This is a genomic window from Ottowia sp. oral taxon 894 (assembly GCF_001262075.1).
GTDB lineage: Bacteria > Pseudomonadota > Gammaproteobacteria > Burkholderiales > Burkholderiaceae_C > Ottowia > Ottowia massiliensis.
Map to the genome: position 1 here is coordinate 1,407,209 of NZ_CP012073.1, position 21,899 is coordinate 1,429,107.

Sequence of the window (21,899 nt, forward strand, 5' to 3'; positions counted from 1 at the left end):
ATTTCGCTTCCGGCCCTTTGAAAGCCATGCTTTGCATGGGCCGGAAGCTGCGTGGATCACTTGAGTTCGGCCTTGGCGCCAGCTTCTTCCAGCTTTTTCTTGGCAGCTTCGGCATCGGCCTTGGGCATGCCTTCCTTGATGGGCTTGGGAGCGCCATCCACCAAGTCCTTGGCTTCTTTAAGACCCAAGCCCGTAATTTCACGCACGGCCTTGATGACGGCCACCTTGTTGCCACCCGCTTCGGCCAGCACCAAGTTGAATTCGGTCTTTTCTTCGGCAGCGGCGCCGCCAGCGGCGCCGCCAGTCGCGGCAGCAGGCGCAGCCATCGCCGCCGCGCTCACACCGAATTTTTCTTCAATGGCTTTCACCAAGTCATTGAGTTCCATGACCGTCATGCTATCCAGTGCGGTCAGAAATGCGTCTTTATCAAATGCCATTTTGGTTTCCTAAAACAAGTTGGTTGATATGAAAAGCTGCCCGCTTTATTCGGCAGCCGCCGGTTCGCCTTCGCCTTTTTGAGCAGCCAAGGCTCCCAGCACAACAGCGGTACGGGATATGGGCGACATCAGCAAACCGCAAAGCTGCGCCAGCAACACTTCCTTGGATGGAATGCTGGCCAGCTGTTTCACCCCTTCAGCATCCAGGGCCTTGCCTCCATAGACGCCTCCGCGAATGACAAGTTTGTCATTGGTTTTGGCGAAATCAGCCACCACTTTGGCGGCGGCAACGGCATCCTCGGAAAAGCCATAGATGAGCGGTCCGGTCATCTGGTCGACGGCCACTTCAAATGCGCTTCCAGCTACAGCACGGCGAGCCAGCGTATTTTTCAATACACTGAGATTTACGCCTGCACTGCGTGCACTGAAGCGCAGTTTGTTCATGCCTTCGACCGTAACGCCACGGTATTCCGCCATCACGAGCGTTTGAGCTTTTGCGGCAAGGCCGGTCACTTCGGAAATGACCGCTTCTTTCTCACTGCGATTCAGACTCAAGGTCTACTCCTTTTAATAGCATCTTTTGCAGCTCACAAAATATAAACCGCATCAAATGCACTCTTCATGCAGCGACCAACTGTTCGTTATTGACTGGGCACAACTAAATAATCCAAATCATAACCTTGCAGCGGGATCGCCATCTACGCTGGCTGCACCCAAAAAAGCACTTATTAAGCAGGAAAAAGTCCTGCACCAGCGGTCTTGGATGACCCGCCTATTAACCTTTAACTAAGGCTAAAGTAGCGGCCCACCACTCAGTCACGCAAAATCATCTGCGCGACTGAAACTCATGCAATCCTTAGCGAGCAGCCAGGCTTTGAGTGTCCACGCGAACACCAATACCCATCGTGCTTGACACCGCCACCTTGCGTAGATATTGCCCTTTGCTGGTCGCAGGCTTGGCCTTGTTCAGAGCCTCGATTAGCGCAAGCAGATTACCTTCCAACTTGTCTGCTTCAAATGAACGGCGGCCAATCGTTCCATGAATAATCCCCGCCTTATCTACGCGGAATTGAATCTGGCCTGCCTTAGCATTTTTGACTGCCGTCGCCACATCAGGCGTGACGGTGCCTACTTTAGGGTTCGGCATCAAACCGCGAGGGCCGAGAATCTGACCCAGCGTGCCCACTACACGCATAGCATCTGGCGCGGCAATCACCACATCAAAAGGCATATCGCCAGTCTTGACTCGTGCCGCCAGATCATCCATGCCGACAACATCAGCGCCTGCCGCCTTAGCTTCTTCAGCTTTGGCGCCTTGCGCAAACACGGCCACCCGCGTGGTCTTACCCGTGCCATTCGGCAGCACGACTGCACCGCGCACAACCTGATCCGATTTCTTGGCATCAACGCCCAGCTGCACGGCGACATCAATGGATTCATCAAATTTCGCGGTGGCGCATTCCTTTACCAGTGCCAATGCATCTGTCAATGCATACAGCTTGGTAGGGTCCACTTTTCCCAGCAGGGCTTTTTGTTTCTTGGTCAGCTTGGCCATTTACACACCCTCCACCGTCACGCCCATGGAACGAGCCGATCCCGCGATTGTGCGAACAGCCGCATTCAGATCAGCCGCTGTCATGTCTTTCAACTTGGTTTTGGCGATTTCCTCAAGCTGGGCACGCGTAATCTTACCCACCTTATCCGTATGAGGCTTACTGGAACCCTTATCCAACTTAATAGCCTTTTTAATCAAGGTCGTCGCCGGAGGCGTTTTGATAATGAAAGTAAAGCTTTTATCAGCAAACGCCGTAATAACCACCGGAAGTGGTAAGCCCGGTTCAACACCTTGGGTCTGGGCATTAAACGCCTTGCAGAACTCCATGATATTGAGACCGCGCTGCCCCAAAGCAGGACCAATAGGCGGTGAAGGATTGGCTTTGCCAGCCGGAACTTGTAACTTAATGAAGCCGACGATTTTTTTCGCCATGCTTGGTTCTCCTAACGGGTACCAACGTCTGCCGCGCAGACTCCCCGAACGAAACGACCCGTTTTATTAATGACTGCGCCGGGTGCGAAAACGCAAAACACAATCAGGTCTTTTCCACCTGACCAAACTCAAGCTCAACAGGAGTTGCGCGCCCAAAGATTGTAACCAATACGCGCAACTTGCTCTTTTCGTAGTTCACCTCTTCGACAGTGCCATTGAAATCAGCAAAAGGCCCTTCTTTAACACGAACGTATTCTCCAACATCAAATTCAACCTTATGCTTGGGCCTATCAGAGCCCTCTTGCATTTGATTGACGATTTTCATGACGTCGTCTTCTGAAATGGGCGCAGGCCGATTACGTGCGCCGCCCACAAATCCAGTGACCTTGCTCGTGTGCTTGACTAAATGCCAAGTATCATCATCCATGACCATTTCAACCAGCACATAGCCTGGAAAGAATTTGCGCTCGGTCGTACGTTTGACGCCATTCTTCACCTCAACTACTTCTTCTGTGGGAACAAGAATGCGTCCAAATTTACCTTGCATGCCAGCGCGCTGCACTCGTTCAACAATATTGCGCTCAACAGCCTTTTCCATGCCGGAATAAGCATGGACCACGTACCACTTTAGATCTGGATTAGCATTTTCTGGAATGTTCGTCATTACTTTTTCCAGCCCAGGATCAAGTCATACATTACCCACTCGATGGTCTTATCTGTGAACCACAGAAACAGAGCCAGCGTGACAGAGAAAACAAAGACGAAAACGGTCGTCTGTATCGCTTCCCTGCGTGTTGGCCAAACAACTTTTCTGACCTCTCGCCAAGAATCTCGCCCAAAACCAATCAGACTCCGACCAGACTCCGACCACAAAAAGATGACAAAAGCCAAGACAAGGGAGCCAGCCAAGCCGCTCCATTGAAACATTACGCCTTTTGGAGCCAATAGATAATAGGCTGCCAGCCCTATCATTACCAACAAGACAGCAGCGACAGCCTTTATCTTGTCTGCGCCAGAGCTAACCGTTTCGACTTGAGTGCTTGACATACAAACGACGCATCTAGGCGCCAGAAAGAGTGTTCTTCAGACACGCAAGCCCACCACGAGGGCGGGCTCTTAATCGCCTAAATATGGCAGGGGCAGAGGGAATCGAACCCCCAACCTTCGGTTTTGGAGACCGACGCTCTGCCAGTTGAGCTATACCCCTGCAACAAATATCACTCAATAATTTTTGCCACCACGCCAGCGCCCACCGTGCGGCCGCCTTCGCGGATGGCAAAGCGCAGACCTTCTTCCATGGCGATCGGCGCAATCAGCTTGACCGTGATGCTCACGTTGTCACCAGGCATGACCATTTCCTTGCCTTCAGGCAGCTCAATGGAGCCTGTGACGTCCGTGGTGCGGAAGTAAAACTGAGGACGATAGTTGTTGAAGAAGGGCGTGTGACGACCGCCTTCTTCCTTGCTGAGCACATAGACCTCGCCAGTAAAGTGCGTGTGCGGCGTGATAGTGCCCGGCTTGGCCAGAACCTGGCCACGCTCCACCTCTTCGCGCTTGGTGCCGCGCAGCAAAATGCCGACGTTATCGCCTGCTTGACCTTGATCCAGCAGTTTGCGGAACATTTCGACGCCGGTGCAGGTGGTTTTCTGTGTGGGGCGAATGCCGACGATTTCGATTTCTTCGCCAACTTTGATGACGCCGCGTTCCACGCGACCAGTGACCACGGTGCCACGACCAGAGATGGAGAAGACGTCTTCTACGGGCATGAGGAAGGTGCCGTCCACCGCGCGCTCAGGCGTGGGGATGTAGCTGTCCAGAGCATCTGCCAGCTTCAGGATGGCTTGTTCGCCCAACTCGCCTGTATCGCCTTCCAGAGCGAGTTTGGCGGAGCCTTTGATGATGGGGGTGTCGTCGCCAGGGAATTCGTATTTGGAGAGAAGTTCGCGAACTTCCATTTCCACGAGTTCGAGCAGCTCGGCGTCGTCAACCATGTCGGCTTTGTTGAGGAAGACGATGATGTAGGGCACACCGACTTGACGGGACAGCAGGATGTGTTCGCGCGTTTGCGGCATGGGGCCGTCAGCAGCAGAGACAACAAGGATGGCGCCGTCCATCTGGGCTGCGCCGGTGATCATGTTCTTGACGTAGTCGGCGTGACCGGGGCAGTCCACGTGGGCGTAGTGGCGCGTGGCCGTTTCGTATTCCACGTGTGCCGTATTGATGGTGATGCCGCGCGCTTTTTCTTCGGGAGCAGCGTCAATCTGGTCATAAGCTTTGGCTTGGCCGCCAAACTTCTTGGACAGCACGGTCGTGATCGCCGCCGTCAGCGTGGTCTTGCCGTGGTCAACGTGACCAATCGTGCCTACGTTTACGTGCGGCTTCGTCCGCTCGAATTTCTCTTTCGCCATTTTTCAGCTCCGAAAAAGTTGACTTGACAACACTTGGTGGAATTGGTGCCCTTGGCGGGAATCGGACCCGCGACCTCTCCCTTACCAAGGGAGTGCTCTACCACTGAGCCACAAGGGCAAACATGCTTCGCAACGCCATACTTTGCGCCAGCTTTTGGAGCGGGAGACGGGAATCGAACCCGCGTCATTAGCTTGGAAGGCTAAGGTTCTACCATTGAACTACTCCCGCACCTTCCTGCTGCGCATTTCTGCGTGACAGATGGTGGAGGGGGCTGGATTCGAACCAGCGTAGGTGTAAACCGGCAGATTTACAGTCTGCTGCCATTAACCACTCGGCCACCCCTCCTTGAGTGAAGCTTCTAATTATGCTTCAAAATTGCTGCTTGTGCAAGAGCCTGGTGGCAAATTTGCATGATACCTTTCTCGTTTACATCTTCTGGTTCCCTGCTTGCCACGTCAGCTTTTTTCTTCCTCTATGGCGTGCCGTCAAATCATTCAGGGATGGCTGCGGCCAGATAAATGCTCCCTAGGAAGGCGCATGCTGTCTTGTCGTAGCGCTTGGCGATGGCTCTCGATACCGCTTGAGTTCGGTAAAGAAGTCCTCAATAACGTGGCACGCCCTGCTTGTATAGATCCCTATCCCATTGGCGTTGCCTCCGGTTCGCGCTGCGCAGTAAGCGCCTGCTTGCCTGCAGCCATCAGTGGCTCAATGATTCGCTCATGCGAGCCATCGCCCTTGCCAGCAATGATCGTGCGGCCCTGAATGCGTGGCAGCAGTGCATCGGCTCCTTGCAGAACGTGCGCCTGTCCGGGCGTCAGGGAAAGGTCGTGGGGTTGTCCATGGCCTCCACCGTGGCGTCATTCCTGGTGCCTAAGCTCCTCGGCTACGCCCAATGGCCTGACAGGCTTGTTTTTCGCCCCTGCGCTGTGCTGATGCGCCCGCGCGAATGCCGAGTCGATCCTGGCCTATTCATTGTCCGCATCCTGAACCATGGCCTGGAACACGCGCTGCCGCACACTCGAACGGGCCCGATCGGCTCCGGCGCGAATGGTGCAGATGAATGACGCGAAAGTCGCCAAAGCGCTCCGGCAGATTGCGCCAGGGCATCCCGGCGCGGCAGCAATAGAGCTTGGCATCGACAGACAGGCGACGGTTGGCTGCGGGAGGCGCCCCCGCATGGCCAGCCCTGCCGGGCAAAAGGGCCTGAATGCGCTCTCATTGGGTATCTGTCAAAGCGTAGCGGCATGTCATGCTCCTGATCATGCGGCATGAGCAGGATTGGATGACAAACTCTCAGGCTAAGCGTCTGCATCAGGCAAGAAAAAAGCCCGGCCAACGTAAATGGGCCGGGCTTGGCATGTGGCGGAGAGAGCGGGATTCGAACCCGCGGTAGGCTATTGACCTACACACGCTTTCCAGGCGTGCGACTTAAACCACTCATCCATCTCTCCTGAATGGGGAAAACGGCGAATTCTAGCGGCTTTCAGCTCTTGTTGGCCTGCACCATTTTCATGGCGGAGCTGATGAGAGCCGAAACCTCCGTCATATTGCTGGGTACCACGAGCGTGGTTTTGGCGTCAAAAGCCACGCGGCTGTAGGCATCCACGGCTTTTTCGGCCACTTTGAGCTGCACGGCTTCCTGGCCGCCGGGCTGGCGGATGGCTTCGGCCACGCGCATGAGAGCGGCGGCCGTGGCGTTGGCCACTTCGGTAATGGCGGCCGCTTCGCCTTGCGCGTTGTTGATTTGCGCCTGCTTTTCGCCTTCTGACTTGGCGATGGCGGCTTGCTTTTGGCCTTCGGCCAGGTTGATTTGCTCTTGCCGCTTGCCTTCAGACGTGGCGATGACGGCGCGCTTTTCGCGCTCGGCGGTGATTTGCGCCTGCATGGCGCGCAGGATTTCGGCGGGCGGCGTCAAATCCTTGATTTCATAGCGCAACACCTTCACGCCCCAATTGAGCGCGGCTTCATCCACGGCTTCCACCACTTTGGCGTTGATCATGTCGCGCTCTTCAAAAGTCTTGTCCAGCTCCAGCCGGCCAATCACGCTGCGCAAGGTAGTCTGCGCCAGTTGCGAAATGGCCATGACGTAATTGCTGGAGCCATAGCTGGCGCGCATGGGGTCTGTCACCTGAAAGTAGAGGATGCCGTCCACTTGCAGCTGCGTGTTGTCGCGCGTGATGCAAACCTGGCTGGGCACATCCAGCGGAATTTCCTTGAGGCTGTGCTTGTAGGCCACGCGGTCAATGAAGGGAATGATGGCGTTGAAGCCCGGCGAAAGCGTGGTTTTGTATTTGCCCAGACGCTCGACGATCCAGGCGTTTTGCTGCGGCACGATTTTGATGGTGAATTTGGCGGCGATGACGGCGACAACGAGCGCGATGATGGCGATTTCCATGATGGCCTTTCTGGCTGGGGGTTGAAGAAAGCGGGTGAATCAGACAGGATCAACCAGCAGGCGGCTGCCAACGATTTCGGCCACGCGGTGCGGCCCTGGTGCGGGCGCGGCGCCCGGGCGGCAAATGGCCGTCCACGGCGCGCCACGGTAGCGCACGGAGGCGGTGCCATCGGCCTTCCACGCGCGCACTTCCACCGTTTCGCCAATATCGAAATTCACGCTGGGGTCTGCGCCCGGCGACAGATCGCGCCCGCGCCGCTGGCGTATCCAGTAACAGGCAAACACCGCTGCGGCGCTGACGATGGCGGCCGCCGCCATTTGCGCCGTTTGCGACAGCCCCAGATGCGCGGCCACAGCCCCTGCCGTCATGCCAATGGCCAGCATGAGCAGGTAAAACGTGCCGGTGAACATTTCAGCGGCCACCAGAAGGCCGGCGGCAATCCACCAGGCAGCGAAATCGGATACGGGCATGACGGACTCCTTTTCGATGAGAACGGGTTGCAGAAAGAAGCACAGGCGCGATTTTGACATCTTATGGCCATCCGCAACACATTCGCGGCATATTTGTCAGGCAATTGCCATGCTGGCGTCGCCATGCAGAAACATGCTTTGCGCAGCTGCGGCAGGGCTGGGCGTGCAGCGAAACAGGATATTTGCTCCTACTCTAATAGCGAGATGTCCTAGTAGAAACTGCGCAAAACAGCATTTTTGCCCCCTGAATTTGCTTCTGTTTTTGACGTGCCGTGGCTGGCCGTAAGGGCAAAAGAGAAGAATCAGGATGGCGGCAGGGCACTAACCGCAGTGGGTGATGCCCCTTTTGCGGCCCAGCGAGGCGCTTGCGACGCCGCAAACCATCCGGGTCCGCGCTTTTCACGCCTACGGACAGACTCTGAACAGAATCTCAGCCTTTCTTGCCAATGGCCGTCTTCAGAACCAGGCCCAGCACGAAACCAGCCGTGGCCGGCAGCAGCCAGCCCATGCCAATGTCGTAAAGCGGGAAAATGCTGTTAATCAGCGCGGCCGTTTCCGGCGCGAAGCTGAAAGCCGCCTTCCAGGCGTCCAGCACACCCACGACCAAAGTGGCAAAAATGGTGCAAACATAAACAACCCGGCTACCGCCAAACCAGTTGTTCAGAAAAGCCAGCAAGATAATGACCACCGTCAGCGGGTAAAGCAGCATCAGCACCGGAACAGAAATGCTGATAATGCCTGACAGTCCTTTGTTTGCAAACACCATCGAAACCAGCGTGAAAATCACGACAAAGGTTTTATATGAAACCGCTGGCAGCAGGCGGTTGAAATATTCGGAGCAGGAAATAATCAGCCCCACGGCAGTGCTCAGGCAAGCCAGAAACACGATCGCGCTCAGCAAGACATTGCCGCCCATGCCGAAATAATGCTGCGCGGTTTTTGAAAGCACGGCGGCGCCATTTTCCTGAAGGCCCAGCCCGGCCACGCTGGTCGCGCCCATGTAGCCAATGAGCAGATACACCACGGCCAGGCAGGCGGCGGCCACGGCGCCCGCAACAGTGGTGGTGGCCAGCAGCTGCGCGCGGTTGCGCACGCCCAGGGCGCGCGCGGCGTCAATCACGATGATGGCGAACACCAGCGAGGCCAGCGCGTCCATTGTCTGATAGCCCTCAAGCACGCCCGTGACGAATGGCTTGTCTGCAAAGCCGCCTTGCGCCGCTTGCAATTCGCCCATCGGGTTGAAGGCCGCGTAGCCCACCAGCACGGCAATGGTGGCCAGCAGCGCGGGCGTGAGCACTTTGCCAATGCGGTCTACCAGCTTGCCGGGCGAAATGGACAGCCAATAAGTCACGCCAAAGAAAAAGGCGCTGAATATCGCCAGCGCCACGGTTTTGTGCTCTGGCCCGATAAAGGGCGTGACGCCGATTTCAAACGTAACGGTTGCCGTGCGCGGCGTGGCAAAAAGCGGGCCGATGGCCAAATACAGCACGGCGGCAAAAGCCACGCCATACCAGGGCGTGACGCGCGAGGCCAAATCCTGCACATCGCGCGAGCCGGAATAGCCGATGGCAATCACGCCCAGCAGCGGCAGCCCCGCGCCGGTCAGCAAAAAGCCTGACATGGCCGAAAGCCAATTGCTGCCCGCTTGCTGCCCCAGAAAAGCCGGAAAAATCAGGTTGCCCGCGCCAAAAAACAGGGCGAACAGCATCAGGCCCACGGCCCAGAGTGAAGGTTTTTGGTTTTCAGGCGCGCTCATTCATGTCTCCTGTTATTTCAATCGGGTTGTCAAAAAATCCATCCGGTCAGGAATGGGTAGATAAAAAACGCTTTCGGGAACATGCTTTTGAAAAGCGCTGCCCTCAATCTTTTTCATGAACCTTCACAAAACCGCGCCCGCGGGCAGGGCCGCTTGCAGTTGCGCGCGCGTGGCCAGCGCGGCGGCGCGGGCGGCGTCGGCAAAGTTGGCGCCGCTGCTGGCGTAAAGAATGGCGCGGGAGCTGTTGATGACCACCGGCCCGCCGGGGCGCCAGCCGGCGCGCACGGTGGCGGCCGCGTCGCCGCCTTGCGCGCCCACGCCCGGAATGAGCAGAGGCAGCGCAGGCGCCATTTCGCGCACGCGCGCCACTTCATGTGCGCGCGTGGCGCCCACCACCAGGCCCAGCTGCCCGTTCATGTTCCACGGCCCTTGCGCCAGTTGTGCCAGGTGCTCAAACAGGCGCGGCTGGCCGGGCAGGGCCAGCGGCAGGGCCTGCAAGTCGTCTCCGCCGGGGTTGGAGGTGCGGCACAGCAAAAACAGCCCTTTGTCCGCGTAGTCCAGATACGGCTCGATGGAGTCAAAGCCCATGAAGGGCGAGAGCGTGACGGCATCGGCGCCGTAGCGCTCGAAGGCTTCGCGCGCGTATTGCCGGGCCGTGGCGCCAATGTCGCCGCGCTTGGCATCCAGAATGACGGGCACGCCCGGCGCGGCCTGGCGCACGTGCGCAATCAGGCGCTGAAGCTGGCGCTCTGCGCCATGTGCAGCGAAGTAGGCGATTTGCGGCTTGAAAGCGGCGGCCACGTCCGCCGTGGCGTCCACAATGGCCGCGCAGAAGTCAAAAAAGCTTTCCGCCGCAGGCGTCATGCCGGCCGGAAAGCGGGCAGGGTCCGGGTCCAGCCCCACGCACAAAAGGGACTGCCTGGCCTGGCTGGCCGCTGCGAGCATCTGGGTAAACGTCATGCGGCCGGATTCTAGGTTTGGCGCTTTCGCCGTAATTTCGGGCATCCATGCCTCGCAAGCCAACCCAAAAAGCTGGCGCGCCCGCCGGAGAGCATCAAAAAAAGAAGCAAATCGAAGGGGTCTGAATGCCGCCTTGCGCAATTTTCACTAGGACATCGCGCTATTAATAAAAGAGCAAATTTGGCGTATTCGGTACCGCTCATGGCCTCCCGCTTTGTGACCATTGCTCTTGAAGCTTTAGCGTGAAGGCGGCGGCCCCAGCGGTCTGCGGCTTTGCAACCCAGCCCGCTCTTTCGCTCCTCACGGCCAGATGCTGAACCGGCTTTCAGCCAGCAGCATCCGGCTCGCCGCCCAGAAAGCCGCCGCTTTGCCGTGCCCACAGGCGCGCGTAGAGGCCGCCCTGGGCCAGCAGCTGGGCGTGGGTGCCTTGCTCGACGATGCGGCCGGCGTCCATGACGATGAGGCGGTCCAGCGCGGCGATGGTGGACAGGCGGTGGGCGATGGCAATCACGGTTTTGCCTTGCATGAGGGTTTCCAGGCTTTGCTGGATGGCCGCTTCCACTTCGCTGTCAAGCGCGCTGGTGGCTTCGTCCAGCAGCAGAATGGGCGCGTCTTTGAGCATGACGCGCGCGATGGCCACGCGCTGGCGCTGGCCGCCGGAGAGTTTGACGCCGCGCTCGCCGACGTGCGCGTCATAGCCGCTGCGGCCTTGAAGGTCGGTCAGTTGTTCGATGAAGTCGCTGGCCTGGGCGCGGCTGGCGGCGGCGCGCATGTGTTCTTCGCTGGCGTCGGGGCGGCCATACAGGATGTTGTCGCGCATGGAGCGGTGCAGCAGCGAGGTGTCTTGCGTGACCATGCCGATGGCCGCGCGCAGGCTTTCTTGCGTGACGTGGGCGATGTCTTGCCCGTCGATGAGGATGCGCCCGCCTTGCACGTCGTGAAAGCGCAGCAGCAGGTTGACCAGCGTGGATTTGCCCGCGCCGGAGCGCCCGACCAGCCCCACTTTTTCGCCAGGGCGGATGTGCAGGTTCAGCCCGCTGATGACGGGCTTGCCGCCGCCGCTGCCTGCTTCGTAGGCGAAGCTCACGTTTTCAAAGCGCACGTCGCCGCGTGTGACGGCCAGGGGGCGGGCCAGGGGCGCGTCGGCTACGGCGGGTGTTTGCGCCAGGGCGCTGATGCCGTCTTGCACCGTGCCGATGTTTTCAAACAGGCGGGCAAATTCCCACATGACCCAGTGGCTGATGCCCGCCAGGCGCAGCGACATGGCGATGACGGCAGCCACCGCGCCTGCGCCGGTTTCGCCGCGCGACCACAGCCACAGCGACAGCCCGCCGGCCGAGAGCATCAGCAGCATGATGAGCGCGTGATTGACGATCTCAAACGCGCTGATCAGGCGCATTTGCACCTGGCCGGTGATCTGGAACGCCTGCATCGCTTCGCGGGCGTAGGCCGCTTCGCGCTGGCTGTGGGAAAAGAGCTTGACGGTGGCGATGTTGGTGTAGGCGTCGGTCACGCGCCCGGTCATCAGGCTGCGGGCGTCGGCCTGCTCCTTGCCGGCGCGCCCCAGCCGGGGCACGAAATACCCGCACGCCAGCCCGTAGGCCAGCGCCCACAGGGCAAAAGGCAGCATCAGCCGCCAGTCCATGCCCGCCGTGAGGGCCAGGAGGGTGAGCATGTAAACGCCCATGCCGATGACGACATCAACGGCGGTGAGCATCACATCGCGCACGGCCAGCGCCGTTTGCATGACTTTGGCGGCCACGCGGCCGGCGAATTCGTCGGCATAGAAAGACAGGCTCTGCCTCAGCATCAGGCGGTGAAAGTTCCAGCGCAGCCGCATCGGAAAGCCGATGGCCAGCGCCTGGTGCTGCACCAGCGTGTGCAGCGCAATCAGCGCAATGGATGCCAGCAGCACCGCCGCCAGCGCCGCCAGCGCAGGGCCGTGTCCGGCCCAGAAATGGGCCGGATCGGCCTGGCCGATCCAGTCCACCACGCGGCCCAGCAGTGCAAACAGCAGCGCGTCAAACGCCGCGCGCAAGGCCGCCAGCACGGTCAGCAGCGCAATCAGGCCGCGCATGCCCTGCGTGCAGGCCCACACGAACGGCACGAGCCGCCTGGGCGGCAAGGCCGGCTCGGCGGCGGGGTAGAAATCAAGGCGGTTTTCAAAAAAGCGGAACATGAAACGGTTTTTGGCGGGCCGGAAGGCGGAAAAAAGGGGCAATTCTGCGGCGTCACGCGCCTGCGCGCTCCCGAGCCTTTCGCAGCGGCTGGCGGGCTGCAGATTGCTCCTGCTTCAATAGCGGCTTGCGCCCATTCCATCAGGACTTGAGGCCAATTGGGGCATGAAAAAGCGGGCTGGCGGCCCGCTTTCCGGTGGTTTTGGAACTTTGAAACTCGCTCAAAAGCGGCCCCTGGATGCGATGCGAGAAGTACGCCTTTGGGCGTGACCTCGGGCGCTCGTGGGCCTTGCGAATCCTTGCCGGGCTGCGAGGCCCGTCTGCGTCTTGCGGTACATCCCGATTCCCGCGCTTTCGCTGCTTACGGCCAGGCGCTGGACAGGTTCTGAAGCCGAAGACACCGATTCAGAGTGAATTAAGAACAGGAGCAAATTTGACGAATGAAAATGGCGTCTCGCGCTCCTCTTTTTAATACTGCTTTACCTGCACCACCCAAGAAAAAGGCCTGCCGCTCTGGCAGGCCCCATTCAAACGGCAAAAGTCTGAAACCACGGCCCACAGGCCCGCCGCAATCACATCTGGTCTTCCACGGCAATGCCGTGGGCGCTCAGCCAGGCGCGCACTTTTTCTCTGTTTCCGGATTGCGCGGACCCATGAAAAAGTAGCGCTGGAACGTATGGCCTGCCTCGTTCACCGCGCGCGGATCGACGCCCAAGTCCAGCAGGCGCGGAATATCTTCGAAGCTGCCAATCATTGCAGCCTGATGCAGCGGCGTCCGGCCATCCTTCGAGCGCGCATGCACATTGGCCCCGGCATCCAGCAGCAGCTGCACATTGGCCTGGGTGCTAGTACCCAAGGCCGAAAACAGGGGCGTTTCGCCCAGCCGGTTTTTCACTTCGGTGGAAAACCCGCGCTTGAGCAGAGCTTTCAGCCAGTAGCTGTCGGACAGTTTGGCGGCAAAGTGCATGGAGGTGTCTCTCGCATCCCCCAGCCATGTGGGGTCCGTGCCCAGCTCCAGCAGGCTCTCGAAGGCGCGGCGGTTGCCTTCCACCATCGCCACGTCCAGCGGCGTCATGGCCCTGGCGTTGCGGCTATTGAGGCTTGCGCCTTCGGCCAGCAGCTGGCGCGCCTGCGCCAAGTCGTCCCTGGCCGCCGCCTGGTACAGCGCCGCGTCTTTGGGCGTTGCGAATTTTCCGTTGCTCATGTCCGTGTCTGGCTGACCGCAGGCCGAGGCGGCCAACACGGCCAGCGCGGATAAAAGCAGTCTGCGTCTGCGCATCATGTGTTGTATGAAAGATGGAAGGAAAAAACAGAGAAACAGCGGCCCGGAAGGCGATGGAAAGCGCCCGCTGCCGTTTGCCTTTCTCACCGGGCCCAAAGCGCAGCTTATCTGTTGAACAGGTCCGCAATCGTCCGGCCCGCTTCGGCAATGGCGTCGCGCGCCTTTTGTGCGCCCTGGCTAATGGCACCGCCAACGGCCCTGGTCTTTTCAGTCAGCCACTGAACGCCTTGCGCCAGCTTGTCGCTTGTCCGCTTCACGTCATCCGCCGCCTCGCTGGCGGCCCGTTTGGCGCCGTCGCCCGCCTTGTCCGTCAGCACGGCAGCTTCATGGCTCGCGCCATCAATCAGCGCATTGGCGCGCTCGCCTGCCGTCTCAACCCGCAGGGCGGCTTGATTGAATGAGGCTTCCTGCCCCGTGGCCTTGCCCGCGCCGCGCTGCGCATGGCCCAAAAGCGAAGCGCCTTCGCGCAGGGCTTCCACATAAGCCCGGCCGTCGCCCTTGCCGCCATGCAGTCCCACAAAGTTGCAACAAGCGCCTCTGGACGCGGCAAGGCGCAGCTCATGCCCCACGGCGTCAGACGCGAGCATTGCGCCCTGCAAGCCCGTCAGCAGCGCGCCTTCCACGTTGTAGCGGCGGATCTGGCCGCTGCCAGCCAGTTCCTCGCGTATGGCGTGGGGCGTCTTGCCCGGCTTCAGGCTGCGCAGGGTGCTGTCGCTCAGGCCCGCCGTATTGAAAGTCACGCCCGGCGCGCCCGTGGTCAGCATGGCCGCCGAAGCCAAGCCGCCGCCCAGGGAGTGCCCCATGAAAACCACGTTGCCTTTGCCGAAAGCTTTAACAGCGCGCTTTGCCAACAAGATGGCTGTTGATATTGGTCCGTTGTCAGCCCCAGGGCTTGTCCGCCATTGGCTTTGATGTCCGCTCCTTCCGGCCCGAACATTGGCCCGTGCCAAGGAAGGCAACGACATATTGCCCCTGGTCGTGTTCCGGTAGATGGCGGCGTCAAAGCCGCTCTGCTCGTCGCGCAACATGCTCGGAGCAAGGTCTGGAATGGAAACCACCTTGTTGTTTCATTCACGAAGTGATCGCTCACCGGGTAGCCAGGCTGTGGTTCACCCTGGCGGCAGCCAGGCCGGACATGCTGGTTGGTGTGCGTTTAGGGGCCTAGGGCGCGTTCAGCGCACGCGCATGCCGGGCTGCGCGCCGGGCCAGGGTTCGAGCACGTAGATGCCGGGATGGGCTTTTTCGTCGGCGTGGCTGGCGGCCAGCACCATGCCTTCGCTCACGCCGAATTTCATCTTGCGCGGCGCAAGGTTGGCCACCATGACGGTGAGCTTGCCCTTGAGGTCTTCGGGCTTGTAGGCGCTGGCGATGCCGCTGAAGACGTTGCGGGTGCGGCCTTCGCCCGCATCCAGCGTCAGGCGCAACAGCTTTTTGCTGCCTTGCACGGCTTCGCAATCCACGATGCGGGCAATGCGAAGGTCGATTTTGGCGAAATCGTCAATGGTGATGACTTCGGCCACCGGCTCGCCGCCCGGCGCGCCGCCGTCCGCGCTGGCCGCGCTGGCCGCCTGGGCGGACTCGGCAGGCGGCTCTTGGGCCGGTTCGGCGGGCGCGAAAAGCGCCTGGAGCTGCCCGGCTTCCACGCGCTGCATGAGGTGCCTGTATTCGCCGATGGCGTGGCCGGCGGGCAGACGCTGGCGGGCGGCGGCAAAGCGGTCAAAGGGCGCATGCAGCCACTGGCCCACGCTTTCGGCCAGGCGCGGCAGCACGGGCGCGAGCAAGATGGTGAGCAGGCGAAACGCCTGAATGCAGGTGGTGCACACGTCGTGCAGGCGGCCTTGCATGCCGGGCTGCTTGGCCAGCTCCCAGGGCTTGTTCTGATCGACGTATTCGTTCACGCGGTCGGCCAGGGCCATGATTTCGCGCACGGCCTTGCCGTATTCGCGCCCGGCCAGCAGCGCGGTGATGGCAGGGGCCGCATCTTGCAGGTGGCACAGCAGGGCGTCGCCATCTGCCGAGACTTCGCCCAGCCGGCCGTCAAAGCGTTTGGTGATGAAGCCGGCGGCGCGGCTGGCGATGTTGATGTATTTCCCAATCAAATCGGCATTGACGCGCAGCATGAAATCTTCGGCATTGAAATCAATATCTTCATTGCGCGCCGAAAGCTTGGCTGCCAGGTAATAGCGCAGCCATTCGGCATTCATGCCCAGGTTCAGGTATTTGAGCGGATCCAGCCCGGTGCCACGGCTTTTGCTCATTTTCTCGCCGTTATTGACGGTGAGAAAACCGTGAACGAATACATTATCCGGCGCCTTGCGCCCTGAAAAATGCAGCATGGCGGGCCAGAAAAGGGTATGGAAAGTAATGATGTCTTTCCCGATGAAATGTACCTGCTCCAGGCCGGGGTTTTTCATGTATTCGTCGTAGCTTTCGCCGCGCTTTTCCAGCAGGTTTTTCAGGCTGGCCAGATAACCCACGGGCGCGTCCAGCCACACGTAAAAGTATTTTCCGGGCGCATCCGGTATTTCAATGCCGAAATAGGGCGCGTCGCGGCTGACGTCCCAGTCGCCCAGTTTGGGCTTGCCGTTTTCGTCTTCGGCAAACCATTCGCGCGCCTTGTTGGCCACTTCGGGCTGGAGACGGCCGTTTTGCGTCCAGTCTTGCAGGTATTGCACGCAGCGCGCGTCCGAGAGGCGGAAGAAGAAATGCTCGCTGCTGCGCAATTCGGGCTTTGCGCCGGTGAGCGCCGAATAGGGATGGCCCAGGTCGGTGGGCGCATAAACGGCGCCGCAGACTTCGCAGTTGTCGCCATACTGGTCGGGCACGTGGCATTTGGGGCATTCGCCCTTGATATACCGGTCGGGCAGAAACATGCCTTTTTGCGGGTCGAAAAACTGCTCGATGGCGCGCACTTCAATCAAGCCGGCGGCTTTCAGATCCTTGTAAATGGCCCGGGATAATTCAACGTTTTCGGCGCTGTCGGTGCTGTGCCAGTTGTCGTAGCGGATGAGAAAGCCGTCCAGATACTGTTTGCGGCCCGCTGCAATATCGGCCACGAATTGCTGCGGGGTTTTTCCGGCCTTTTCGGCGGCAATCATGATGGGCGCGCCGTGCGCGTCGTCCGCGCCCACGAAATCCACCTGATGGCCCAGCATGCGTTGCGTGCGCACCCAGATATCGGCCTGGATGTATTCCATGATGTGGCCGATGTGAAACGTGCCATTGGCATACGGCAAGGCGGTGGTGACGAATATGCGGCGCGGGTTCATGGCTGTATTTGCAGACAGTTGAAGAAAGGCCACTGATTTTAGGGTTTCACCCCTCACGGATAGACTGCCGCGCCCATTGAAACAACTCCCGCAAGGACACCTCCCATGAGCATGGACCAGGCCGCCCTGATGGCCGCGCTGCAAGGCGTGATCGACCCGAACACGGGCAAGGATTTCGTTTCCACCAAGCTGCTGAAAAACCTGCGCGCGCAAGGCGCCAGCGTGAGCTTTGACGTGACGCTGGGCTACCCTGCGCGCAGCCAGATCGCCCCCATCCGCCAGATGCTGGAAGACGCCGCCCGCAGCGTGCCCGGCGTGCAGCAGGCCACGGCGAATGTGGATTTCAAAATCATCGCCCACAGCGTGCAGCGCGGCGTGCCGCTGCTGCCGGGCGTGAAAAACATGATCGCCGTGGCTTCCGGCAAGGGCGGCGTGGGCAAAAGCACCACGGCGGCCAATCTGGCACTGGCGCTGGCCGCCGAAGGCGCGCGCGTGGGCATGCTTGACGCCGACATCTACGGCCCCAGCCAGCCCACCATGATGGGCGTGCATGGCTCGCCCGAGCACGACGGCCAGGTCATGCAGCCGCTCATCGGCCACGGCGTGCAGGTGAACTCCATCGGCCTGATGGTCAAGCAGGGGCAGGCCATGATCTGGCGCGGCCCGATGGTCACGCAGGCGCTGGACCAGCTCATGCGCCAGACGGCCTGGCACGACGTGGACTACCTCATCGTGGACATGCCCCCCGGCACGGGCGACGTGCAGCTGTCCATCAGCCAGCGCGCGCCCGTCACCGGCGCGGTCATCGTCACCACGCCGCAAGACATCGCCCTGATGGACGCGCGCCGGGGCATCGCCATGTTTGAAAAAGTGGGCGTGCCCATTCTGGGCGTGGTGGAAAACATGGCCGTGCACCGCTGCACGCAGTGCGGGCATGAAGAGCACATCTTCGGCGCGGGCGGCGGCCAGCGCATGGCCGAGGAATACAAGGTGGACTACCTGGGCGGCCTGCCCCTGTCGCTGTCCATCCGCGAGCAGGCCGACAGCGGCTGCCCCACCGTGGTGGCCGCGCCCGACAGCGCCGAGGCCGCCACCTACCGCGCCATTGCCCGCCGCATCGCCGTGAAGGTGGCCGAACAGGCCAAGGACTATTCCAGCCGCTTTCCGACCATCACCGTCTCCAATACCTGAGGGCCTGTTCACGGCTTCGCGGCAGACGGAGGGAAGGCGGATGGTCTTATTTTTGCTCCTTTATTCGTAGCATGAGGTCCTAGTGAATAGGGCGCTGAACGGCATTTCATAGGCCTGGTTTTTGCTCCTGTTTTCGTCATCCTCCGGCGGGCAGGAGTGCTCGTTTTCAACGGCTCAAAGGCGCGGCCCGCCCAGGCCCTTCTGGCTCCGCATGGCAGGCTGGGCGGCGGCCGTCTGAGGCGGCGGGCGGGGCGCTTGCCGCGCCGCTACCATCGCCGCCCCATGAGCCGCAGCAAGACCACCTACGCCTGCAACGAATGCGGGGCCGCCAGCGCGCGCTGGCTGGGCAAGTGCCCCTCGTGCGGGGCGTGGAACAGCCTGGTGGAAACCGTGGCGCAAGCGCCCGCAGGCGGCGGCAAGAACCGGCTGGGCGCGGCCTTCGCAGCGCTGGCCCCCGCGTCAGACGTGCAGGCGCTGGCCAGCATTGAGGCGCAAGACGTGGCGCGCACGCCCACGGGCCAGGCCGAGCTGGATCGCGCGCTGGGCGGCGGCATCGTCGCCGGCGGCGTGGTGCTCATGGGCGGCGATCCGGGCATCGGCAAATCCACGCTGCTGCTCCAGGCGCTGGATGCCTTGCAGCGCGCGGGCGTGCCTTCGCTTTACGTGACGGGCGAAGAAAGCGGCGCGCAAGTGGCGCTGCGCGCGCGCCGGCTGGGGCTGGCTGGCTCGCAAGTGGCGGTGCTGGCTGAAATCCAGCTTGAAAAAATCGTGGCCACGCTGGCCGCGCGGCAGCCCGCCGTGGCGGTGATTGACTCGATTCAGACGATTTACAGCGACCAGCTCACCAGCGCCCCCGGCAGCGTGGCGCAAGTGCGCGAGTGCGCCGCGCACCTGACGCGCTGGGCCAAGGCGCAAGGCTGCGCCATCGTGCTGGTGGGCCACGTGACCAAAGACGGGCAGCTGGCCGGCCCGCGCGTGCTGGAGCACATGGTGGACACGGTGCTTTACTTCGAGGGCGACACGCACAGCAGCTTCCGGCTGATACGCGCCATCAAGAACCGCTTTGGCGCCGTCAATGAAATCGGCGTGTTCGCCATGACGGAAAAGGGCCTGAAGGGCGTGAGCAACCCCAGCGCCATCTTCTTGAGCCAGCACGCCGACCCGGTGCCCGGCAGCTGCGTGCTCGTCACGCTGGAAGGCACGCGCCCCTTGCTGGTGGAAGTGCAGGCGCTGGTGGACAGCGGCGGCCCCAGCCCCCGGCGGCTTTCCGTCGGGCTGGAGCGCGACCGCCTGGCCATGCTGCTGGCCGTGCTGCACCGGCACGCGGGCGTGGCCACGGGCGATCAGGACGTGTTCGTGAACGCCGTGGGCGGCGTGCGCATCAGCGAACCGGCGGCCGACCTGGCGGTGATGCTGGCCATCACCAGCAGCCTGCGCGGCAAGGCGCTGCCCAAGGGCTTTCTGGCCTTTGGCGAAGTGGGCCTGGCCGGCGAAGTGCGCCCCGCCCCGCGCGGGCAGGAGCGCCTGAAAGAAGCGGCCAAGCTCGGCTTTTCCGTGGCCGTGGTGCCCAAGGCCAACGCGCCCAAAAGAAAAGACAAGGCTTTCGAGGGCCTGACCATTCACGCCGTCGAGCGCGTGGAAGAAGCCATGGCGCTGGCGCGCCAGCTGGCCTGATCCGGTCTGTAACTATCATTTGCATAGCGAGCCGCCCGCCTGCCGTGGCTGGAAGCCGCGCGTTTTTCCCTGTTTTCCGATAACAAAGGAGTTTTTGCCATGCCAGTCCATCTTTCGCCGCCAGACGCGGCCAGCCTGCATCCTGTCAGCGGCGTGCGCATCGGCGTGGCCGAGGCGGGCATCCGCAAGGCCGGGCGCAAGGACTTGACCGTGATGCTGCTCGATGAAGGCGCGAGCGTGGGCGGCGTGTTCACGCAAAACCGTTTTTGCGCCGCGCCCGTGCAGGTGTGCCGAGAGCACCTGACGGCAGGAGCCGGAGCGGACATCCGCTCTTTGGTGATCAACACGGGCTGCGCCAACGCGGGCACGGGGGCAGCGGGGCTGGCGGCGGCGCGCCGCACCTGCGACGCTCTGGCCGCGCAGCTGGGCGTGCGGCCGCAGCAGGTGCTGCCGTTTTCAACGGGCGTGATCCTGGAGCCGCTGCCGCTGGAGCGCCTGCAAGCGGGCCTGCCCGCCGCGCTGGCCGATGCGCAGCCCGCCCATTGGCTCAAGGCCGCCGAAGGCATCATGACCACGGACACCGTGCCCAAAGCGCGCAGCGTGAAAGCAAGCGTGGGCGGCGCGCAAGTGACCGTCACGGGCATCAGCAAGGGCGCGGGCATGATCCGCCCCAACATGGCGACGATGCTGGGCTTTGTGGCAACCGACGCATGCGTGGCCCCCGGCCTGATGCCGCAACTGGCGCGGGCGCTGGCCGAAAGCTCCTTCAACCGCGTGACGGTCGATGGCGACACCTCGACCAATGACTCTTTCATCGTCATCGCCACGAACAAGGCGGCGCACGCGCCCGTGCAGTCGCTTCAGTCGCCCGAAGGGCAGGCGCTGTTTGCCGCTCTGCTGGAAGTGGCGCGCTGGCTGGCGCAGGCCATCGTGCGCGACGGCGAAGGCGCGACCAAGTTCATCACCGTGCAGGTGGAAGGCGGACAAAACGCCGCCGAGTGCCGCCAGGTGGCCTATGCCATCGCCCACTCGCCGCTGGTGAAAACGGCCTTTTTCGCCAGCGACCCGAACCTGGGCCGCATTCTGGCGGCCATTGGCTACGCGGGCATTGCTGATCTGGACACGGAAAAAATCGATCTGTATCTGGACGGCGTGCATGTGGCCACTCGCGGCGGGCGGCATCCGGACTACCGCGAAGAAGACGGCCAGCGCGTGATGAAACAGCCCGAAATCACCGTGCGCGTGAACCTGGGGCGCGGCGCGGCCAGCGAAACCGTCTGGACGTGCGACCTGAGCCACGAATATGTAAGCATCAATGCGGATTACCGCTCCTGAAAACCTGTTCGCAATTGATCTGTCAGTGCGAAAAGCGCGGTCTTGGGCGCTTTTGGGTTTTGCGAATCCTTGATAGAGGCCGCCAAGCCATCTGCGATTAGCGCCTTGCCGCCCGCCTCGCCTCGCGCTCCCTCACGGTCAGACTCCGCACGGGTTCTGAATGAAAGCGGGCGCGGCCTGGCAGTAGATACCGGGCAGGTTCCGCGCAGCATAAAAAAGCCGGACCGCACTGACAAAGTGCAGGTCCGGCGCAGAGAGGTTCGCGCAGGGGGAAGTCGGTGGTCACGTTCACCCGCGCAGGCTTGGAGAACCGCAGCGATTATAGCGACAAACAAGAACGGCTATCAAGCGATTTTTACGCGTTTTTACGAAATGACCGCTTTGCTTTGTGTTTCTTGCCGGGGCTTTTTAGCGCTTCTGTGAAGGCTGTGGCAAACGCCTGCGCCAAATTCTGGCCGCGCAAGACAAGAAAAGCGGGGGCGAAAAAAGGCGCTGGCAGGAAATGGATGGACTGCGACGAGCTTATTTTGCTTCTTTATCCATAGCATTACGTCCT

19 protein-coding genes, 5 tRNA genes and 1 pseudogene are annotated in these 21,899 nt (G+C 61.1%); 4 read left to right on the forward strand and 21 right to left on the reverse strand.

Features of this window, described 5'->3' with window-relative positions; translation table 11 throughout:
* Positions 1-56 precede the first annotated feature (56 nt).
* From rplL to metG, 21 genes and pseudogenes are all read right to left on the reverse strand, one after another.
* A complete protein-coding gene (gene rplL / locus ADJ79_RS05965) occupies positions 57-437 on the reverse strand; it encodes a 50S ribosomal protein L7/L12 (RefSeq protein WP_050715196.1) in 381 nt (126 codons plus the stop codon).
* 45 nt (positions 438-482) lie between these two features.
* Positions 483-992, reverse strand: coding sequence for a 50S ribosomal protein L10 (gene rplJ, locus ADJ79_RS05970; protein WP_050715197.1), 510 nt, complete (start codon positions 990-992; stop codon positions 483-485).
* Positions 993-1,293: 301 nt separating this feature from the next.
* Positions 1,294-1,992: a 50S ribosomal protein L1 gene (gene rplA / locus ADJ79_RS05975; protein ID WP_050715198.1), complete on the reverse strand. Its 699-nt coding sequence runs from the start codon at positions 1,990-1,992 to the stop codon at positions 1,294-1,296.
* The gene (gene rplK, locus ADJ79_RS05980; RefSeq protein ID WP_050715199.1) at positions 1,993-2,424 is read right to left on the reverse strand and encodes a 50S ribosomal protein L11; all 432 of its coding nucleotides are present in this window, start codon (positions 2,422-2,424) and stop codon (positions 1,993-1,995) included.
* Between the two features lie 103 nt (positions 2,425-2,527).
* Entirely contained in the window at positions 2,528-3,088 is a 561-nt protein-coding gene (gene nusG, locus ADJ79_RS05985; protein ID WP_050715200.1) for a transcription termination/antitermination protein NusG, read from the reverse strand.
* Positions 3,088-3,471: a preprotein translocase subunit SecE gene (secE, locus tag ADJ79_RS05990; protein WP_050715201.1), complete on the reverse strand. Its 384-nt coding sequence runs from the start codon at positions 3,469-3,471 to the stop codon at positions 3,088-3,090. The genes nusG and secE overlap by 1 nt, the downstream gene beginning before the upstream one ends.
* An 84-nt stretch (positions 3,472-3,555) precedes the next feature.
* A tRNA-Trp gene (locus ADJ79_RS05995) sits at positions 3,556-3,631 on the reverse strand.
* A 10-nt stretch (positions 3,632-3,641) separates the two neighbouring features.
* Positions 3,642-4,832 (reverse strand): elongation factor Tu, encoded by a 1,191-nt coding sequence (gene tuf / locus ADJ79_RS06000; protein WP_050715131.1) that lies wholly within the window; start codon positions 4,830-4,832, stop codon positions 3,642-3,644.
* 43 nt (positions 4,833-4,875) lie between these two features.
* Positions 4,876-4,950 (reverse strand) — tRNA-Thr (locus ADJ79_RS06005).
* Between the two features lie 37 nt (positions 4,951-4,987).
* Positions 4,988-5,061: transfer RNA gene (locus ADJ79_RS06010), tRNA-Gly, on the reverse strand.
* Between the two features lie 31 nt (positions 5,062-5,092).
* Positions 5,093-5,178 (reverse strand) — tRNA-Tyr (locus tag ADJ79_RS06015).
* A 145-nt stretch (positions 5,179-5,323) separates the two neighbouring features.
* Positions 5,324-6,042 (reverse strand): annotated as a pseudogene (locus ADJ79_RS15690) (IS5 family transposase).
* A 151-nt stretch (positions 6,043-6,193) separates the two neighbouring features.
* Positions 6,194-6,284 (reverse strand) — tRNA-Ser (locus tag ADJ79_RS06025).
* A 32-nt stretch (positions 6,285-6,316) separates the two neighbouring features.
* A complete protein-coding gene (locus ADJ79_RS06030; protein ID WP_050715203.1) occupies positions 6,317-7,228 on the reverse strand; it encodes an SPFH domain-containing protein in 912 nt (303 codons plus the stop codon).
* 39 nt (positions 7,229-7,267) lie between these two features.
* Positions 7,268-7,699 carry an NfeD family protein gene (locus ADJ79_RS06035; protein WP_050716457.1) on the reverse strand — a complete coding sequence of 144 codons (432 nt, stop codon included), beginning with the start codon at positions 7,697-7,699 and terminating at the stop codon, positions 7,268-7,270.
* A gap of 430 nt (positions 7,700-8,129) precedes the next feature.
* Positions 8,130-9,455 carry a branched-chain amino acid transport system II carrier protein gene (brnQ, locus tag ADJ79_RS06040; protein WP_050715204.1) on the reverse strand — a complete coding sequence of 442 codons (1,326 nt, stop codon included), beginning with the start codon at positions 9,453-9,455 and terminating at the stop codon, positions 8,130-8,132.
* A gap of 123 nt (positions 9,456-9,578) precedes the next feature.
* Positions 9,579-10,415, reverse strand: a complete 837-nt coding sequence (gene pyrF, locus ADJ79_RS06045; RefSeq protein WP_050716458.1) for an orotidine-5'-phosphate decarboxylase — start codon at positions 10,413-10,415, stop codon at positions 9,579-9,581.
* Positions 10,416-10,740: 325 nt separating this feature from the next.
* Positions 10,741-12,594 (reverse strand): ABC transporter ATP-binding protein, encoded by a 1,854-nt coding sequence (locus tag ADJ79_RS06050; RefSeq protein ID WP_050715205.1) that lies wholly within the window; start codon positions 12,592-12,594, stop codon positions 10,741-10,743.
* A 605-nt stretch (positions 12,595-13,199) separates the two neighbouring features.
* Positions 13,200-13,796: an ankyrin repeat domain-containing protein gene (locus ADJ79_RS06055; protein ID WP_172674036.1), complete on the reverse strand. Its 597-nt coding sequence runs from the start codon at positions 13,794-13,796 to the stop codon at positions 13,200-13,202.
* A gap of 182 nt (positions 13,797-13,978) precedes the next feature.
* On the reverse strand, positions 13,979-14,677 hold the full coding sequence (locus tag ADJ79_RS06060) for a hypothetical protein (RefSeq protein WP_050715207.1): 699 nt from the start codon (positions 14,675-14,677) through the stop codon (positions 13,979-13,981).
* Positions 14,678-15,046: 369 nt separating this feature from the next.
* Positions 15,047-17,143: a methionine--tRNA ligase gene (gene metG / locus ADJ79_RS06065; protein ID WP_050715208.1), complete on the reverse strand. Its 2,097-nt coding sequence runs from the start codon at positions 17,141-17,143 to the stop codon at positions 15,047-15,049.
* 105 nt (positions 17,144-17,248) lie between these two features.
* Here metG and apbC point away from each other — a divergent pair, with 105 nt between their 5' ends.
* From apbC to ADJ79_RS14120, 4 genes are all read left to right on the forward strand, one after another.
* Entirely contained in the window at positions 17,249-18,334 is a 1,086-nt protein-coding gene (gene apbC / locus ADJ79_RS06070) for an iron-sulfur cluster carrier protein ApbC (RefSeq protein ID WP_050715209.1), read from the forward strand.
* Between the two features lie 282 nt (positions 18,335-18,616).
* Positions 18,617-20,008 (forward strand): DNA repair protein RadA, encoded by a 1,392-nt coding sequence (gene radA / locus ADJ79_RS06075; protein ID WP_050716459.1) that lies wholly within the window; start codon positions 18,617-18,619, stop codon positions 20,006-20,008.
* Between the two features lie 99 nt (positions 20,009-20,107).
* Positions 20,108-21,343, forward strand: coding sequence for a bifunctional glutamate N-acetyltransferase/amino-acid acetyltransferase ArgJ (gene argJ / locus ADJ79_RS06080; RefSeq protein WP_050715210.1), 1,236 nt, complete (start codon positions 20,108-20,110; stop codon positions 21,341-21,343).
* Between the two features lie 278 nt (positions 21,344-21,621).
* Positions 21,622-21,888, forward strand: a complete 267-nt coding sequence (locus tag ADJ79_RS14120; protein WP_156304051.1) for a hypothetical protein — start codon at positions 21,622-21,624, stop codon at positions 21,886-21,888.
* Positions 21,889-21,899: the final 11 nt, after the last annotated feature.

Bases quoted from the DNA above. Each gene is read 5' to 3' on its own strand.
- rplL (WP_050715196.1), bottom strand. From the start codon at position 437: ATGGCATTTGATAAAGACGCATTTCTGACCGCACTGGATAGCATGACG.
- rplA (WP_050715198.1), bottom strand. From the start codon at position 1,992: ATGGCCAAGCTGACCAAGAAACAAAAAGCCCTGCTGGGAAAAGTGGAC.
- rplK (WP_050715199.1), bottom strand. From the start codon at position 2,424: ATGGCGAAAAAAATCGTCGGCTTCATTAAGTTACAAGTTCCGGCTGGC.
- nusG (WP_050715200.1), bottom strand. From the start codon at position 3,088: ATGACGAACATTCCAGAAAATGCTAATCCAGATCTAAAGTGGTACGTG.
- secE (WP_050715201.1), bottom strand. From the start codon at position 3,471: ATGTCAAGCACTCAAGTCGAAACGGTTAGCTCTGGCGCAGACAAGATA.
- tuf (WP_050715131.1), bottom strand. From the start codon at position 4,832: ATGGCGAAAGAGAAATTCGAGCGGACGAAGCCGCACGTAAACGTAGGC.
- ADJ79_RS06030 (WP_050715203.1), bottom strand. From the start codon at position 7,228: ATGGAAATCGCCATCATCGCGCTCGTTGTCGCCGTCATCGCCGCCAAA.
- ADJ79_RS06035 (WP_050716457.1), bottom strand. From the start codon at position 7,699: ATGCCCGTATCCGATTTCGCTGCCTGGTGGATTGCCGCCGGCCTTCTG.
- brnQ (WP_050715204.1), bottom strand. From the start codon at position 9,455: ATGAGCGCGCCTGAAAACCAAAAACCTTCACTCTGGGCCGTGGGCCTG.
- pyrF (WP_050716458.1), bottom strand. From the start codon at position 10,415: ATGACGTTTACCCAGATGCTCGCAGCGGCCAGCCAGGCCAGGCAGTCC.
- ADJ79_RS06050 (WP_050715205.1), bottom strand. From the start codon at position 12,594: ATGTTCCGCTTTTTTGAAAACCGCCTTGATTTCTACCCCGCCGCCGAG.
- ADJ79_RS06055 (WP_172674036.1), bottom strand. From the start codon at position 13,796: ATGAGCAACGGAAAATTCGCAACGCCCAAAGACGCGGCGCTGTACCAG.
- ADJ79_RS06060 (WP_050715207.1), bottom strand. From the start codon at position 14,677: ATGGGGCACTCCCTGGGCGGCGGCTTGGCTTCGGCGGCCATGCTGACC.
- metG (WP_050715208.1), bottom strand. From the start codon at position 17,143: ATGAACCCGCGCCGCATATTCGTCACCACCGCCTTGCCGTATGCCAAT.
- apbC (WP_050715209.1), top strand. From the start codon at position 17,249: ATGAGCATGGACCAGGCCGCCCTGATGGCCGCGCTGCAAGGCGTGATC.
- radA (WP_050716459.1), top strand. From the start codon at position 18,617: ATGAGCCGCAGCAAGACCACCTACGCCTGCAACGAATGCGGGGCCGCC.
- argJ (WP_050715210.1), top strand. From the start codon at position 20,108: ATGCCAGTCCATCTTTCGCCGCCAGACGCGGCCAGCCTGCATCCTGTC.